General features: G+C 40.6%; 12 protein-coding genes. 9 read left to right on the plus strand and 3 right to left on the minus strand.

Going from position 1 to position 17,758, the window contains the following annotated elements; all coding sequences use genetic code 11:
- The first annotated feature begins 275 nt into the window (after positions 1–275).
- The 3 genes from ACQ4KW_RS05240 (at position 276) to ACQ4KW_RS05250 (ending at position 6,733) form a co-directional block, all read left to right on the plus strand.
- Entirely contained in the window at positions 276–5,012 is a 4,737-nt protein-coding gene (locus tag ACQ4KW_RS05240) for a discoidin domain-containing protein (protein WP_430885479.1), read from the plus strand.
- 191 nt (positions 5,013–5,203) lie between these two features.
- On the plus strand, positions 5,204–6,424 hold the full coding sequence (locus ACQ4KW_RS05245; RefSeq protein ID WP_430885480.1) for a DUF3658 domain-containing protein: 1,221 nt from the start codon (positions 5,204–5,206) through the stop codon (positions 6,422–6,424).
- Positions 6,425–6,553: 129 nt separating this feature from the next.
- The gene (locus ACQ4KW_RS05250; protein ID WP_430885481.1) at positions 6,554–6,733 is read left to right on the plus strand and encodes a hypothetical protein; all 180 of its coding nucleotides are present in this window, start codon (positions 6,554–6,556) and stop codon (positions 6,731–6,733) included.
- Positions 6,734–6,884: 151 nt separating this feature from the next.
- On the opposite strand, the gene ACQ4KW_RS05255 is transcribed toward ACQ4KW_RS05250, so the two are convergent.
- Positions 6,885–8,459, minus strand: a complete 1,575-nt coding sequence (locus ACQ4KW_RS05255) for an HD domain-containing phosphohydrolase (protein ID WP_430885482.1) — start codon at positions 8,457–8,459, stop codon at positions 6,885–6,887.
- Positions 8,460–8,618: 159 nt separating this feature from the next.
- Here ACQ4KW_RS05255 and tmk point away from each other — a divergent pair, with 159 nt between their 5' ends.
- From tmk to ACQ4KW_RS05270, 3 genes are all read left to right on the plus strand, one after another.
- A complete protein-coding gene (gene tmk, locus ACQ4KW_RS05260; RefSeq protein WP_430885483.1) occupies positions 8,619–9,263 on the plus strand; it encodes a dTMP kinase in 645 nt (214 codons plus the stop codon).
- Positions 9,264–9,402: 139 nt separating this feature from the next.
- Positions 9,403–10,908 carry a DUF1846 domain-containing protein gene (locus tag ACQ4KW_RS05265; RefSeq protein WP_430885484.1) on the plus strand — a complete coding sequence of 502 codons (1,506 nt, stop codon included), beginning with the start codon at positions 9,403–9,405 and terminating at the stop codon, positions 10,906–10,908.
- Between the two features lie 203 nt (positions 10,909–11,111).
- Positions 11,112–13,850, plus strand: coding sequence for a hypothetical protein (locus tag ACQ4KW_RS05270; RefSeq protein ID WP_430885485.1), 2,739 nt, complete (start codon positions 11,112–11,114; stop codon positions 13,848–13,850).
- Positions 13,851–14,043: 193 nt separating this feature from the next.
- Here the strand turns inward: ACQ4KW_RS05270 and ACQ4KW_RS05275 are convergent, their stop codons facing one another.
- Positions 14,044–14,517: a hypothetical protein gene (locus ACQ4KW_RS05275; RefSeq protein WP_430885486.1), complete on the minus strand. Its 474-nt coding sequence runs from the start codon at positions 14,515–14,517 to the stop codon at positions 14,044–14,046.
- A 9-nt stretch (positions 14,518–14,526) separates the two neighbouring features.
- Positions 14,527–15,045, minus strand: coding sequence for a rhodanese-like domain-containing protein (locus ACQ4KW_RS05280; protein WP_430885487.1), 519 nt, complete (start codon positions 15,043–15,045; stop codon positions 14,527–14,529).
- A 579-nt stretch (positions 15,046–15,624) separates the two neighbouring features.
- On the opposite strand from ACQ4KW_RS05280, the gene ACQ4KW_RS05285 reads away from it, so the two are divergent.
- The 3 genes from ACQ4KW_RS05285 to ACQ4KW_RS05295 all read left to right on the plus strand — a co-directional run bounded on the left by ACQ4KW_RS05285 (position 15,625) and on the right by ACQ4KW_RS05295 (position 17,757).
- Positions 15,625–15,972, plus strand: coding sequence for a DRTGG domain-containing protein (locus ACQ4KW_RS05285; RefSeq protein ID WP_430885488.1), 348 nt, complete (start codon positions 15,625–15,627; stop codon positions 15,970–15,972).
- 11 nt (positions 15,973–15,983) lie between these two features.
- Complete coding sequence (locus ACQ4KW_RS05290; RefSeq protein WP_430885489.1) at positions 15,984–16,433, plus strand: ATP-binding protein; 450 nt, start codon at positions 15,984–15,986, stop codon at positions 16,431–16,433.
- Positions 16,434–16,509: 76 nt separating this feature from the next.
- Entirely contained in the window at positions 16,510–17,757 is a 1,248-nt protein-coding gene (locus ACQ4KW_RS05295) for a [Fe-Fe] hydrogenase large subunit C-terminal domain-containing protein (RefSeq protein ID WP_430885490.1), read from the plus strand.
- Position 17,758: the final 1 nt, after the last annotated feature.

The raw sequence follows: 17,758 nt of genomic DNA on the forward strand, positions 1-17,758 counted from the left end.
TATGAATCTACTAAAATCATGTTTGGACACTTAAACGACATAATTCGACTTAATTTGACTAGAAAACACTATATGAAAATGATAAAATTGTTACAAAATAGAAATAATATGTTTCTATGTTTGAATCTAAATTAGAAGTAGGCCATGAAAGCCATATAAAAGAATTGAGGGGGGATTACGAAAAGAAGATGACTTACACTGATTTAGTTTCAATATAGTAAAACATAAATAGTGAACAAGTGAGTTGTGTTTTTGTTAAACTAAGGAGAAAAACTATGATGAAAAGCAAGAAGAGAAGCATGAGGATGCTGGCTATGCTGTTGATAATGATACAGTTAGTGAGCCTCGCTTCATTTAGCCCGTCTTTTGCAGTGGTAGGGGTAGATGACATTCCCCAACCAAGCAATCCTGAGAAAAGACTGTTGCTGACAAACAAAGACCTATTTCTAAATGAAGTCTTTAACGACCCGCAGTTTATAAGCGACTGGGCCTATCTTGCCCACTATCTAGGCATTGGATGGTGCGGTGGCACAGGTGAAAACGGAATTGGTCAAGATTTTGATGTAAGAAAAATTGATAATCAACTTGATGCAGAGAAATATAAAGATGATTTTGATGATTATAATAATCTCCCATTCTGGGTTATTGAAGCCAATTACGATAAAAATGATCCATATGCAGATGGATATAGATCTGATGAAAGACTTAAAATGTTTATAACTGATGCAGCTATCATGTTTGATGCAGACACGCTTGAGTTTGGCCCTGCCCTTCATTCTGAGCTTGAACCTGAAGCCGTTGTATCAAAAGTCATTCGTAACTTTGGGAGCACGGATTTAACATCTGTTGTTCAGAGTGATTTTTCTGACAGCACATCTAAAACAGTAACGCATGGCATAAATATAGGCACAAAATTCGGTGTTGCAAATGAGACCGAAGCTGGTGGCAAGATTTTTGGTATTGGTGTTAACCACAAAACAACCGTCAGCTTTGAGTTAAGCGCTGGATACAACTGGTCAAAGGCAACTATGGACAGTCATACACTATCACGTATGGCTCAAGAAAGAGTTAGTGTGCCACCTAATAGAAAAATGTCAGCAACGATTTATGCGCTGAAGAGTAAGGTAAGCTTCCCTTATCAAGGGGATGTTGTACCGGTGTATAATATGACCCTATCTGGGTTTTACAGATACAAAGACAATTCGTCTTGGGGGCATGATGAGTCTCGACCAGATGCTAGAATAAAATTTGGTAATTTCTCATACGAGTCGTCAGATGAAGCGGTTGAAGGTATGAACGCGCTAGATGATTTGATGAACCAGTATATAAATCGGTCTATTGAAGGCAATTCACAGACTGACTGGCAATGGGTTCTTGATAAGTACACACCCTACACCATAAAAAATCTCATCGGTAAAATTGCAAAAACAAAGTATGTTGCTCGTATAAATGGTCGATTCAGTCAAGTGGATGGTGCCATCTTCCAATCTGTTATCAAAGACTTGGGTGCTTTAGGTAACCAGGATGTTGGTCTACCTGAACAAACGGACCATGACTCTGATCCAGTTCATGGCGGTGACTCTCTGTCAAAACCACAAACGGAATCACGTATAAACTTAGCCAAAGGGAAAACAGTCACAAGCAGTGGATATATGCAAAACCGCGGTCCTGAAAAAGCTTTTGAAGGATATGTTGGTGAAATAAATGACTGCTGGCAGTCCCTAGACAAGCAAAATGCAGAGCCTAATGGTGGTAGCCCAGATGGCTATTTAGGAGAATGGATCAAGGTTGATCTTGGTGGACTGAGAAAAATTGACCATGTGGCTGTGTCCCATGCGGGAGCATTTGGCTACTCACCAGTAAGTAATAATAGAACATTCACGGTCTATGTCAGTGATGATGACAAATATTATACAAGTGTAAAGGTGATCTCAGATAACACTGAAGATCGCACGGATATAGCCCTACAAGATGAGGATGTGACAGGGCGCTACGTTAAAATTTTAGTCAATAGACCTGGATACTTCCCAGATATGGATGCGTTTGCAGCTTGTATATATGACTTGGCCATTTATGGCTACGATTTTGAACCGGTAGAGTATAATGTGACTTATGCCGGAAATGGAAACACATCAGGTCATGCACCAAGTGATGATGAAGGTCATTATAGACATACGAATGTAATCGTCAAGGACAATGTCGGTAACTTAGATAGGACTGGTTATGATTTTGCTGGGTGGACAACCAATCCAGATGGAACTGGAACGATCTATAACCCAGGAGAGTCTTTTAAAATGACAGGCAGAGACCTGACCCTATACGCCAAATGGGAGGAAACGAAAGATGTTGCCTATAAGAAAGCTGTAACAGCCAATCACTCGATTTCTTATCATCCTGCTGAAAATGCTGTTAATGGTACAATGAGAAATCTGGAGGACAAATGGTGCACAACTGTTGGAACAGGTAATCAGTGGCTAGAAGTTGACCTAGGCCAGAGTTATGACATAGACAGCTGGATGGTTAAGCATGCAGGGGCCTTCGGAGAGGACAATGGCTATAATACAAAGGCCTTTAAATTACAGTATAAAGAAGTGGACACCTGGAGAGATGCTGCCGTTGTCACCAACAACACAGACAGTGTGACTGAAGGCACAGTCAATCCTTTCAGGGCACGATTTGTACGACTTCTTATAACAGAACCGACAAATAATGGTGATCCCGCAGCGCGAATTTTCCAATTTAAGGTTTTTGGTGAGGCAGTATCGGACGAATCATATCATGTCTACTATGACGGAAATGGAGCCTTGGAGGGCAGTGCTCCAGTCGATGATAATGAATATAGAATCAATGACGCCGTACAGGTGAAACCAAACACTGGTAATTTGGTTAACCCGGGCTACAGATTCGCCGGATGGAACACCCTTCCAGACGGCAGTGGCGACGACTATGAAAGCAGAAGCTATTTTAGAATCAGTGGTGATTATGATGTGACCCTATATGCCAAGTGGGAGAAAGACTCAGACCTAACAAACGTTACGAAGAATAAAGCTCTTACAGCAAGTGGTGAAATGGCAGAACATCCAGCCTCAAATATTGTTGACGGTTATGTGGATGATCAAAGTGATAAATGGGCCACTGATTCATATCCAAAATGGGTGCGCGTCGATCTAGGCGATACATATGAAATCAGTCGCTGGATTGTTCTGCATGCAGAAGCTGGCGGGGAATCAGAAGATTATAATACAAGGAATTATGAGCTAAGGGTCAGTGAAACAAATGAAGATGAATCGAGTTTTAGAACGATTGATTTTGTTTCAGACAACACGGCATCATTTACGGATAGAACTTTGTCCAATCCGGTAAATGCCAGATATGTTGAACTAAAAATAAACGACCCAAATAGTGCCAACGATTTATTTGCCCGCATTTATCAGTTTGAGGTTTATGGTAAACCTTGCAAGACTGTTTTCTTTGATGACAATGACAGCACAGGTGGTTCCACACCAGCAGATATTAAATGTGCTGAGGCTTCAACTGTTTCAGTACCATATAACACAGGGATTCTTAGCAAAGATGGATATAGATTCCTTGGGTGGAACACTGAGTCCAATGGGACTGGAACAAGTTATGCCGAGGGCGATACGTTCCCTATGACAGCAGAAGATATAACCTTATATGCTGAATGGAAGGCATCTGAGTTTACAAATGTTGCTCTTAATAAATCAGTCGAGCAGAGCTCGACAGATCGTGGCGCAAGTGCTGATATTGCAGTAGATGGCATCACAAAGGGGGACAAATACGCAGGTCAAATCACAAGAACAGAGTATGAAACGAACCCTTGGTGGATTGTTGACTTGGGTAAAGAGTATGAAATAGATTCAATAGATATCTATAGTATGCTAGACAATCCTATAGAATTTTTAGACCACTATGAGGTTTCAATTTTAGACACCAATAAAGATGTGGTCTGGTCAGAAATACAATATGATTATCCTGAACCAAAGACAGTTTTAGAGACTGGTGGCGCTAAGGGACAGTATGTTAAAGTACAACTTAGAAAATATGGCGTTCTCCAATTGGCAGAGGTTCAAGTCTTTGGCAAAGAAGTGATGGCTCAACCAAAAATGATGACCATGATGATGGATATGCCATTATTAGAAAGTCCACTTGAATATCAAGTGACCTATGATGGTAATGGAAATGATGTAGGAAGGGTACCGGTGGATGAGTCAAAGTATTTAAAACAAGATCAAGTTAAGGTTTTAGGGCCTGATGAATCATTCTTTAAAGAAAACTTTGCGTTCTTAGGATGGAACACTCTTGCTGATGGAAGTGGAGTAACCTATTACGCAGGTGATGTGATAGACAGCTTATATGACAATATCACATTATATGCACAGTGGGCCGAAATGGTTTCCGAAGAGCCTCAAGTGGCTCCAGAAGAAGTTGTAGAAGAAGCAATTGAAGAACCAGAAGAAGCTATAGAAGAACCCAAAGAAGCTATAGAAGAACCCAAAGAAGCTATAGAAGAACCCAAAGAAGCTATAGAAGAACCAGAGGAAGCTATAGAAGAGCCAGAAGAAGCAATTGAAGAACCAGAAGAAGCTATAGAAGAGACAGAAGAAGTAGTAGAAGAACCAGAAGAAGTAGTAGAAGAACCAGAAGAAGTAGTAGAAGAACCAGAAGAAGTAGTAGAAGAACCAGAAGAAGCTATAGAAGAATCAGAAGGAGCAATAGAAGAACCTAAAGAAGCTATAGAAGAGCCAGAAGAAGCAATTGAAGAACCAGAAGAAACTATAGAAGAGACAGAAGAAGTAGTAGAAGAACCAGAAGAAGCAGTAGAAGAACCAGAAGAAGTAGTAGAAGAACCAGAAAAAGCTATAGAAGAACCAGAGGAAGTTATAGAAGAACCCAAAGAAGCTATAGAAGAATCAGAGGTGGATGTTGAAGAGCCAGTGAAGTTAGAAGAGACACCAGAAGAACCAGAGGTCTCTTCAGATATAAACCCATAATACCAAAGAGAACTGATGGTGTGCCAATAACAGGTATGCCATCAGTTTTCTTTTTGGTGTACCAAGAGAGAATTTAAGAACATAGTGGTCTAAGTGAAAGAATTTTTACGAAAAAGACAAATGTACATACTACATACACATGGAAGTCGTATAATAATCTCAAAAGATATTACGGAAATCGAGGTGTGCATATGTTAAATATTGTTATAGGCGACTCAGCGGGTGGTCTTTTTCGCTACAAGTATAAACTTAAAGAGGAAGAGCTTTCTGACAAATTACTCGTGGTTGGGGATGATTTGTCACTGGGCCCTATTAAAGAAATAGACGGGCCTTCTGGAATAAGGAAGAGAGCCAAGTGGCTAAAAGACTTTTATAATGGCTTGGGGCAGACCCACTATGATGAAAACTTAGACTTTGATGAAGCTTTTATAAGGACACATAAGACCATACATAAACGTCTTGATCGTTTAAATGCAAAAGGGGAAGCTGTCGTGCTTTGGCATGGCCCCAATGCCAGTGACCAAGTGGCACTTCGCTATTTGGTATCAATAATAGAGGTCGACCATATTTACGAGGTCAACCTCGACGGTGTCGATTTCTCGCAGTGTTCAGAAAAGCCTTATTATGTTCGGTCTTTGGGAGAATGCGCCCCTGATTTTTTTGATCATCTTTCAGCTCGGCAAGAAAAGATGTCAATTGACAGGATAGAAAAACTCAAAAATGAATGGAAGTATTTAAGAGAATCAAGCTCAGTCCTTCGGGTCATGGACAAGTTTGAAATTAAAGTGGCCGATGTGGACCATTTTGATACAGAAATAATTCAAAAGTGTACCTTTAACTTTGAACCGGCACCGAGGGTCATTGGTCGATTTCTAGGAGAAACAAGAAAGTTTATAAATGATGCATTCGTTGATTATAGACTGAGGGCTTTAATCGAAAAAGATCAGATATTAATGGCTGGTGAAATGAAGAGCATGCGTGATTACTGCGTAAAGCTGAAGTCAAACTTAGCCAAGTGTCTCAATGAATGTTTTGATGTGGAACCGCCAATAGATTCCGATGGCTATCAACATATCCTTCTTGAGTCATGCACAAGTAAAGTGGGCAACAAGCTTAGCCAGAGGGTGGATTTAGATATAACACCAAAAGGAGACTGGGGCCAAATAGATTTATCAAACAAAATGATACTGGACTATAATTTAGATAATTGTCTGGCTGTAACATGGTACAATGCTGGAAAAAGGGTGTTTGGTATGAAAAAAGCCAAAGTCCTTAATGTCGAAGTTAGTCGCCAAAGTATGCGTAGGGACTATGGAAAAGATGTGGTCCACAAGACAATTCGTCTCAGGTTTGAAGGTGCGGTTCTAGAATTGAAAATTAAACCTGATCTTGAAGTGACCTTGATTCCATAAAGACAAATAACGAGGACGCTGTAACATCTTACAACTTGGTGAATGTTGGATGATATTTTTTTATCGATTTGGATATGAATAAAAGGAGTGGACAAAAATACAAAGTGAATCATTCTAGGAGGTGTAATAATGAGTGTTAAAAGATACAAAAAAATGATGGAAGAACGTGATAGAGAGTATGGCTGTCATAAGGCTTTCAAGTTTCCAATAGAAATTTGCTCAATCGTTATGGTTGCCATAAGTGCTGTTGCCTGGCTGGGTATGATCGGTGTAAAAAAAGCTGGCGGCAAAATGCCATGGGAACAATAAATCAAAATGTTATCTTGTAGGAAACTTCGAAAGACAAGGCGCGGATAATATCCGCTTAATGAGCGTATTCGCATACGTGATTTAAGCGGATTTTATCCTGCAAGGCAGTATTTCGGACTTTATCTGCAAGCTAAAGCCTCCTAAGATTTTCTTAGGAGGCTTTTTCACTGGAATCATACTGGGCGGTGTGCTGGATGAAGTCTTCAATGTTGTCTATAAAAGCCTGGACCACGAAGGGGTCAAAGGCCTTTCCGGAATCCCTTGTAATAATCTGTAGGGCATGATCTATGGAAAGAGCCTCTCTGTAGGCCCTGTCACTTGTAAGGGCATCAAAGACGTCCACCACAGATAATATTCTAGACCTGAGGGGAATGGCCTCCTCCATTAAACCGTAGGGGTAGCCTGTCCCATCAAATTTTTCATGGTGGTGGAGAATGATTTCTTTGACTTCTTCAAAAACAAAGGATGCTTCAAGTATTTTATGACCAGCAATGGGGTGGTTTTGAATAAGCTCAAACTCTTCCTCTGTGAGTTTGCCAGGCTTATTAAGTATATGCTGGGGAATACTCACCTTTCCAATGTCATGCATCAAGGCGGCAGTATAGAGCTGGTCGACCTTGTCAAACTGCATTATATAACCTAAAGACCGTGCCATTTGAGCCACCCTGTCAGAGTGGCCCTTGGTGTAGTGGTCGGTGACTTCCATGGTTTTTACAAGGAGCTGAATGGTTTCAAAATAGCTTTTTTCGATCATTCGGTGTTGCCTTTCAAGGTCGTTGGCAAGCTTGTTAACGGATTTTGAGAGTTTCACGATTTCAATAGCCCCATGCTCAGGCAAGACATCTGAGTACATGCCCGATGCAATGGATTCAATCTGCCCAACATTTTTTTCAATCATTCTAGATGTCTTAACCGTTTGGAAAAGAACCGTGCTCAATATGGCAAAGAGTGTCAGGCATGCGATGGATATAATGGTTGTCATACTACCTGTGAAGAGGGCAAGGATATTGGTTAGAGAAAACTTCAGATGGAGCCAAGAAACGGCAAACTGTTTGTTGGGAACGGGAAAGTGCATCCATATAGTATCCTCGGCCCCTTTTTCGATTAAGGTCTCGCTGGCCTTGTCATCCATCAATAAGTGCTCGAATGCAAAAACATTCAGGTTTTCCGTTAGATCAGTAACCTTACCAATGCTCAGGGTCCGACCAATTAGCACGACGCCTGTTGGCGAAAGTTTTAAATCATCATAGGCTGGCATGGCCGCAAAGACATAAAGATGGTCATAGAAGGACTGGAATTCTATGTGAATCTTATGGTCAAGCAAGGTTTGCTGAACAATAGCCATTTCGCTAAGCTGGGCATAGGAAAGATTGCCAAAGGCCATTTCTATATTGTCCATGGGGCTTGAAACATATATGGAATGAACGTCAATTTCAGCCCTGTCATATAAGGCATTTGCAATGTTTCGCGTGATCCAGATTCGATCATTTGACTTGAGGGCGTGAATTAGGTCTGTGTCGGTGGAGTAAGATTTTAGAATGGCCTTTAGTTCACTGGCCTCATGCTCGAAATAATTGTCTATAATGGTGTCAATGGATGTGTACATATCTTCAATATACTTGTCTTTTGTGGCTTCAAAATTATAAAATATTGTGAAGGCCATGAGTGGAATGCCTACAATAAATGCTACAAGAAATATGGCTATAAATTTATGGGATAATTTCACGGTAATCGTCCTTTCTACAAGAACAATTATCATGTAAAATTTAGACTTTGGGGTAAAGAGCGTGTAAAGTTCTCATTAAGAATGCGTTCTGACCATTACAGTCTTGCTTCAAACACTACAAAATGGTACGCTATTTCAGTAAAGAAAGGGGCGGTAACAATGGCAAGAAAAATGCCAGTCATCTCAATTGAAGGTGGCGACGGAACAGGCAAGACGACAATGCTTGAAAAACTAAAATCGTATTTAGATACGAAGGATATAGATTTCATGGTCACTCGGGAGCCTGGTGGTGTTCGAATTGCCGAACTTATCCGTGATGTGATACACAATCCGGACCACACGGAAATGGACCCGAAAACAGAGGCTCTTCTTTATGCGGCGGCTAGACGTCAGCATCTTGTAGAAAAAGTGGTTCCAGCAGTTAAAGAAGGAAAACTTGTCATTTTTGACCGCTATGTGGATTCTTCTATGATCTACCAGGGGTATGTTAGAGGCCTAGGTGTAGAGGCAGTCTATGAAATGAACAGATTTGCAACAGAAGACTTTATGCCTGACAAGACCCTCCTGTTTGACCTGGATCCAGCGGTTGGACAAGAGCGTATTCACAGCTCAGGTGTTCGTGAAGTGAATCGTCTTGACAACGAGGGCATGGCCTTTCATATGAAAGTCCGTGAAGGCTATTTGAAACTAGCAAAAGATCATTCTAAGCGGATCGCCTTGATTGATGCATCGAAAAGCATGGACGAGGTTTTTGAAGATGTAAAAACAATTATAGATGACTTATTGTTAGAATGGGAAAAATAAGGGGTGGATTCATCCCTTTTTTAATAGAATCAAGAGTAGGTAAATGCCCTATGAAAATAGGCAAGAAGTAATCAGGTGCTATTCAGGAGACTGGCTATAATAAGTCGCATCTGGATTAAATGAGAAAGCAGGGGGTTCTATGAACAAGCAGGGTTTCGATAACGAGAAATATCTTAATCAGCAATTTGAAAGCATTTTGGAACGTGTAAAAGATTATGATGGAAAGCTCTATTTGGAGTTTGGTGGCAAGCTCATGTATGACTTTCATGCGGCCCGTGTATTGCCAGGCTACGATCCAAATGTAAAAGTAAAGCTGCTAAGCCGTTTGAAGGATGAAGCGGATATTATCGTGGCTATATATGCAGGGGACATCGAGCGAAAGAAAATGCGTGCGGACTTTGGCATAACATATGACATGGAATGTCTAAAACTTATAGATGATTTTAAAAGATGGGAACTCAACGTAGCTGGTGTGGTTATTACCCGTTACGAAGGACAGCCCGCGGCGACTCAATTTATGAATAAGCTAAAACGCCGTGGCATCAAAACCTACACACACGGATATACAAAAGGCTATCCAACCGATATTAACAAGGTTGTAAGCGATGAAGGCTACGGGGCAAATCCATATATCGAAACAGAAAACAAGTTGGTTATTGTAACAGCCCCCGGTCCAGGCAGTGGTAAACTCGCAACATGTTTGAACCAGCTCTACCATGATTCTGTTCAAGGGAAAAAATCTGGTTACGCAAAATTCGAGACATTCCCAATTTGGAATGTGCCCCTCAACCATCCAGTGAATATTGCTTATGAGTCAGCAACGGCAGACCTAAAGGACTTCAATGTCATTGATCCATACCACATGGAGGCATACAACAAAACCACTGTCAACTATAATAGAGATGTGGACAGTTTCCCACTGCTCAAGCGTATTCTAGAAAAAATTACGGGAGAGGCATCTGTTTATAAGTCGCCAACAGATATGGGTGTAAACATGGTTGGTTATGGCATTGTTGATGATGAGGCTGTAAGACATGCGTCTCAGCAAGAAATCATTAGAAGATGCTATGTATACGAGTGCGAGTACATGAAGGGCCTTGTTGATAAAGAGACCGTTGAACGCGCAGAACTTATCATGGAAAACCTAGGCCTTGTTAAAGAAGATAGATTGGTTGTAACGCCAGCACGTGAAGCAGCTAAGGGATGCAGACATAAGAATGCAGACATCGTTTCTTGCGGAGCGGCAATCATGCTTAAGGATGGAGACATTATCACTGGTAAAAACTCTGAAATCATGAATGCTGCATCGAGTGTGATTCTAAATGCCATTAAGCATATGGCTGGCATTCCAGATAATATCCACCTCCTGTCTCCAAGTGTTATTGAATCTATTATTGATCTTAAAAAACGCTTAAAGGAAAATTATGAAGCCCTAAGCCTTCAAGAAACATTAATAGCTCTGAGTATAAGTGCTACAAACAATCACACTGCAAAAGTTGCTCTTGAAACCCTTGAAGCGCTTTCAGACTGTGACTTCCACTGTACACACATGCTCATACCAGGAGACGAGTCAGAAATTAGGAAGCTGGGCATTCGACTAACGTCTGACCCACTCTTCCCAAGCAATGACTTATACATGAAGTAAGATGTATTTATATTGTAAGTGTTCTTATTAAGCAAGCGTTTAAAATGGCATTCTAAGTCTTATTCAAATGAATAGATTTTAGGGTGCCTTTTATTATTTTGTAGGGGATGACAATATTAGAAAAACCTAACTTAAGAGGGGGTCAGTTTTATTCTAATATGGTAATATAATGGTAAGAAAAGTATTAGGGGGATAATATAATTATGAAACTTAGAAAAAAATGGGGGCTATTTTTGCTGATTGCCCTGCTTGTGGCAAACGGTGCCTCACTATCATTCGCGGGTAGTGATGAAGAAATGAAAGAAAAACTTATTGACCAGTTCATCGCCAAGACCAGAGAAGTTTTTCTAAATGAAGAGCTTCCGGCTCAAGGTCGGGTTAAAACAGGATTTGGGCCCTTAGGAGAACCGCGATATACGGAGTATCCTGAAATTACAGACGCTATGATAGAAGAGCAGATTCAAGAACGGTCTGATGAAATAAGGACCATACTTAAAAAGCATACCCTAGAGAATTTAAGCCTGGGATATGAATACTATGTGGAAAAATTAAGTGGAAACGCTTGGTTTTCTTGGTCGCCTTCAGACCACGATCCCAAGTCCCTGGTCTTAGAAATCAATGAAATGTCTATTGACCACTCTTTTTCAAATGCCAAGATGCGTGCAGAAATGCAAAATGAAAAAGAAAAACACCAGCAAGAGATGGACACTTATGAAGAAAAGTGGCAAGGTGGAATGATATCACCGGACAAATATGAAGCTGTTCAAGAATGGATCGACAAGGGGTTTGTCCCAGAATACATCCAGGGGCACTACCAGGCTTCAGTAAGCCACGGTCAGTTCTTTGATATTTTTGTCACGGGCGTTTTAGGAAAGTATAATGAAAAGCTTAGTCGTGCTGGCACTAAGTATACAAGCGAGCTGGAGTTTAAGTCGCTGACCAGAGAAAACTTTTTATCGAAGATAGACTTCGAGAATCCTGCTGTAAGCAGTCAACCAGAAAATGTCCAGATTGCTTATGCACTGGGTCTGATAAACAGTGGCGATATTGAGAATCTGAAGCTAGATGCTCCCTTAACAAGAAAAGAGGCGGCGGTTTATCTTGGTCGTTATATTCAGGCATATTCCCAGGACCGACTTATTATGGAGGACTATTTTGAAGATGTCTCTGACTTAAGTGATGAGGAAGGCAATTATGTGGAAAGGGTATATGGTTGTGAGTTTATCGATGCATACAAAATGTTCGATGAAACGCCATACGGACAAGTTCTTGAACAGGGTGCCTTTAACCCTGATGGGAATATGACCGTGGAAGATGCCATTTTGGCTATGACTAGAATGGATAAGGAAAGGCATTTCTACTTCGTAAAGCCTTATAATACCCTTATTTTGAGAGGTTTTATCCCGGTTCAAATCCATGAACTCATGTCGGGCTTTGTTCTTGGTGATAAGAGTGTGGCGATGAAACGAAGTGGCTATGATGGAAAATACTATTCAAGCTTAAAAGCCAATGAGTATGAGTATTACATAAACAACAGCTTCATTATTGAAGAAAACAGTGAAGGTATTAACGGGTTGTTTTTAAATCCAACCATTGATGAGGGTGACCTTTTGAATCTTAGCTTGGTTGATAAAATTCTTCGGGGTGTGGCTGTGACCATAGACTATGACTTTATTACGGTGGACTACAATAGTGATGACTTCCTCGTTAAAATTGAAAGAAAAGATGAGGACGGCCTATTCACATATAGGGCTGGAATAGAATACGAGAAAAATAGTGAATTTTATCCTATCGAAGCGGTTTCGAGCACACAACTTGTCGCTGAAATGGATAAACATAAGTCGTACATCCCTAAATATGAAGAGGAAAAAAAGACATATTTAGCGCCATCAGACAACGTATATCCTAAGCAATGGATGACATTAAGAGATGATGGAGAGTACGAATATTCAGACCTTAAGTTCACGGGCGCTAAGTATGGATACGCCCTGGGGACAGACCACAAGGTGGAAATCAACGGACAAGAGGTAGAGGCCTACAATATTGGCGGTTTACTGGCCATTGAACTGGATGCCCTTGGACTGGCTGGATATACTTATGATGTTGTTTCAAGTGATATTATTGGTCAAGGGTATCATATCGAAAGAGGGGAAATCAAGCTATATGCGCCAAAGTCTCCGGATGATATTAAGCCACTGACAAGCATAGATCAAACACAGACATATGAGCCGGGCCAGGTGGCCTATGAACTCATTGGCGACAAGTACGACATAGGCATATATGTAAAAGATACAGATGAAAAAATTGGTGCAATGCGGTCCTTTTTAACAGATGCAGGCAAGCAACTGATCCTTGTAAATGCACTGACTAGAAGGGAGTATTTCCAGATGCCAGACTATGCCTATTTTGATCATGGTCAGAGACATGTTCGAAGTCATCAGGTTGAAGGCAGTGGATACCCCTATATGTATACGAACAGCAATCATTTGGCTATATTTGATCGAAGGGATGGAGGTATGACAAAAATAACCCTTCTCTCATATGATGAACTTAATGCCCTTGATTCAGTCTATAAAATTATAAATGCATACCCGCATAGCGAAAGCGTACTTTTAGATGAGTTTGAACAAGAAGCGTGGCAGGCCGCAAAGAAACTTGTATCTGAGTCAATTAATGACAAAATGTCACCCGAGGAAAAAATAATTGCCATTGGACAAAGACTAAAGAGTTCTGGCTATTTATTAGACGGCCTCATGTATAACAGTATGTACCGCTATAACTTTGATGGCCCTTATGAGGCTCTTGTGGAAGGCTATGCCAACCAAATGGGGTGGGTATTTGCTTTTGATATGTGTCTTGGTGCAGCAGGACTAACAGAATATGCGGACAGTGTGTCTGTTTCTTATATACCACCCCTTTATCCAATTGAGATTATTGAGTAACTGAAGTGTATTAATGCTGAATCATGTGATTCAGACATTAACAGGAAGTATTAATAATAAATATCAGTATTAAGCTTCAGTATTAAGCTTCAGTATTAAGCTTCTGTATTAAAGCTTAATATTAAAATTCAAGTAAGAGCCTTAGCGATTTAAACCGCTAAGGCTCTTATATTTTAGTCAATTAATTTAATCCCTACAAAACGCCATCATCAATCACTTCAATAATAAGTTGGTCAATGCTTAAACCATCTTTAGAGACGGCAGTGAAATATAAATCTTTGTGAACATACCTATTGGCAAGGCTTTCGTCTTTTTCGTAGCCATGATTTTTCATAACTTCTGAAACATCTTCAAGTGCATCGCCTACTTGGATACCATAAATCCTATCATCAGAGTTTCTAATGGTTACACGGCGAACTGTGTCATTATCAAGTCGAAAACCAATATTGAGACCAGTTTTTACAAAAGTGTACTCATAGCCATAAACACACATCTCTTGTTCTGGGGTCTCACCTAGAAGATCAAATACAGTATCAGGATCTTGCCCAAGTTCAATGTCGTGGGCTTGTATATGGCTGTTGATCTCATCATAGTTAGGAGATGCTTCGCATCCAATCAAGGATAGGAAAAAAATAGCAATGATTATGTAAATAAATGAATTCTTCATTACTGCACTCTATTTTTCTTCAGCCAGTTCAGCGTCTCTCCACCCAATAATGCCACCTGGATAGCGGTAGACATTCGTGTAGCCTAGCTCTTTTGCGTATGCTGCACCTGCGTCGCTACGTCCACAAGCTGTGAAGCCACAGTAAACAACAATCTTTTTATCCAGATCATCACCGAGGAGGGCTTTAAAATCCTCTTTTTCGGCATCTGTGGCATCAGCAAGACTGGATTTAGGCATAACAGCATTGACCGCTGTTGGAATATGTCCTTTAGCAAAGAAATCAGCAGGCATGGTGTCGATGAGCACCATGTCTTCGCCAGACTCAATCCACTCATTAAGTGAGTCCGTGTTGACCAGTTCATAACCACCCTTTTCGACAGCATTGACAAGTTTTATGGCAGCTGCTTCAATTTTGACTTCGTTGCCGTCTTTTGCCGTGCCCACTTGGCTTGCTGCACCTGCAGAGCATCCTGCAAAAAGTGAGAGTGCAAGTGCAAGTGTCATAATTTTTAATAGTTTTTTATTCATGTTCCCCTCCAAAATAATTGTTAACAGAGTAACAGGCTGTAGACAACTTTGAAAGAAACCCTTCAAAGTTTACTACAGCCTGCTCGCATACCAGGAGATATGCACACCTTTACAATTGAACAATACTCATGCATAGTTTAATCTCTTGCACACCATTATTCAATAAGAAATGGATAAATATAGAAAAGTTAAATCCCTGCGATCTCATTATTAGATATACTAATAATCACTTTTTGAGTCGAGAATTGGATTGTGGGATTGAAATTTCCGGATTAAAAGAGACTATTCCTGAAACTTACTATGAGGAAGTTATAGGGGATAATTTTATGAGGCGATCACTAGAGAATAATTTGAGGAATCTATACGAAAATCTAATGAAACTAGGGTCTCTCATATTAATTTATGATATAATTAATTGATTGAATTGTGAAAATAATAACCAAATCATATGGGTGAAAGTTATTATTCGCCTAGATTAAGCCACAGGAAAATGAATAGGTCTTTTCAAGAGCATTTCAGGGGGAAGCCCGTGGATAATTTAGGATAAAACTGATAAACTATTGAGTTAAGGAGGTACACATGGTTATAAGAGATATCGCTGATTTACTCGGCGGTCACGTACTTGTAGGCCATGAGTATCTGGAGCGGGATGTTAAAGCTGCGTTTGGGTCGGATTTAATGAGTGATGTTCTGGCATACGTGGGGGATGAGACAGTTCTATTAACGGGTTTGACCAATCATCAGGTCGTGCGCACAGCGGAAATGCTGGATCTTAAAGCCATCATTTTTGTCCGTGGTAAATGCCCACCAGAAGATGTCGTTACCCTTGCAAAAGAGCAGGGCATTGTCTTAATCGCTACATCGCATACACTTTATACCGCATCCGGTATACTTTATTGTAACGGATTGCAAGGCATTAGCAAGTAAGGGGTAAATACATGGAGCAAGGGATAGTCAAAAGTGAAATTGGCGCTGCAATGAAACTTGAATATGATATTGAGAAAGATGATTTTTCTAGAGCTGGGGAAGCCTCTAGTAATCTCAAAAAGTTACTGAAACAATTGGGAATTGATTCTGGAATCATTAGAAGAATTGCAATTGCAAGCTATGAAGCAGAGATTAATGTGGTGATTCACTCTCATGGTGGAAAAATCACGGTTTTTGTGAAATCCGATTGCATAGAAGTCTTTGTGGAAGACGAAGGACCAGGTATAGAAAATGTAGAACTGGCCATGACAGAAGGCTTCTCAACTGCAACGAGTGCTATTCGAGAACTTGGTTTCGGCGCAGGCATGGGTCTGCCGAATATGAAGCGATGCAGTGACGCGTTTTTCATAGAATCGAAATTGGGAGAATCCACTAGATTAAAAATGGTTTGGAATTTGTAATCTTGTGTCTATCAAATAACATTTTGAAAGGTGCAAAGTGAACAATCCAGTCAATATGAAATCGGGGGAGCAATTGATGAAAGAGTATTGGCATTCCGTCATACTTGAAAAAGACTTTTGCAATGGTTGCACCTACTGTCTGGATCGGTGTCCGACCCAGGCCATTCGTGTCAAAGACGGTAAGGCACAAATAATCAATGAAAGGTGCATCGATTGTGGTGAGTGTCTGAAAGTTTGTCCATTCCATGCGAAGGGCGCACAGACAGATTCACTAGAAATGCTTAACAACTACAAATTTAACATTGCCCTGCCAGCGATTTCGCTTTATGGACAATTTGAATTTGATTATGACATGAATAAAATTATGAATGGGCTCTATGAACTTGGATTCGACTATGTCTATGATGTGGCCTATGCGGCAGACATCATTACAGCTTACCAGCTTGATAAAATCAAGGAGTCGGATCGACCTAAGCCCTTAATATCAACATATTGTCCTGCGGTCACCAGACTTATACAAATCAGGTACCCATCCCTGATCGACCATATAATTCGCTTGGAATCCCCTATGCAGGTTTCTGCATGGATTGCCAAACGGAAAATTATGGAAACAACAGGTCTGGCATCGGAGGATATTGGCGTGTTCTATATTACCCAGTGTCCAGCCAAGATTACCAGCATAAAAAATCCTCTAGGGATTGAAGACTCTCACATCAATGGGGCAATTTCCATAGAAACCATTTATACCAAGCTTCTTCGAATCTACAATGACATTGACGTCAAAACACAGGTTCAAAAAGCATCGGCAGGTGGAATTGTATGGGGCATGGTTGGTGGCCAAAGTTTTGCTATGGGCATTGAAAATTACATGGCTGTGGATGGCATTGAGGAAGTGATAAAGGTCCTTGATCGAATCGAAATGGGCAAACTTACAGATGTGGATTTCCTAGAAGCTTATGCCTGTGTCACCGGATGTGTTGGAGGACCTCTTAATGTGGAAAATCCCTTCATAGCCAAAACACGGGTAAGGATGCGGTCCAAGCAAACACCGCGTATTGAAGACCTTAGTTCACTTAAGGTTTATGACAAGAAACTTCTGGAGTGGGACCAAGATATTAAGCCATATCCAGTGCTTAAGCTTGACACAGATATAAGAAAAGCACTTGAAAAGATGTCTAAGATTGAGGAACTCTTTCAAACCCTTCCGGGTATAGACTGTGGTGCTTGTGGTGCACCGACATGTAGAGCGCTTGCCGAAGATATTGTTTTAGGCAAGGCAAGTATTGATAATTGTTTAGTAAGAAACAGCTCAGATGAAGAGTAGG

It is taken from the genome of Tianxiuia mixotrophica (assembly GCF_050596425.1).
Lineage (GTDB): Bacteria > Bacillota > Clostridia > Peptostreptococcales > Acidaminobacteraceae.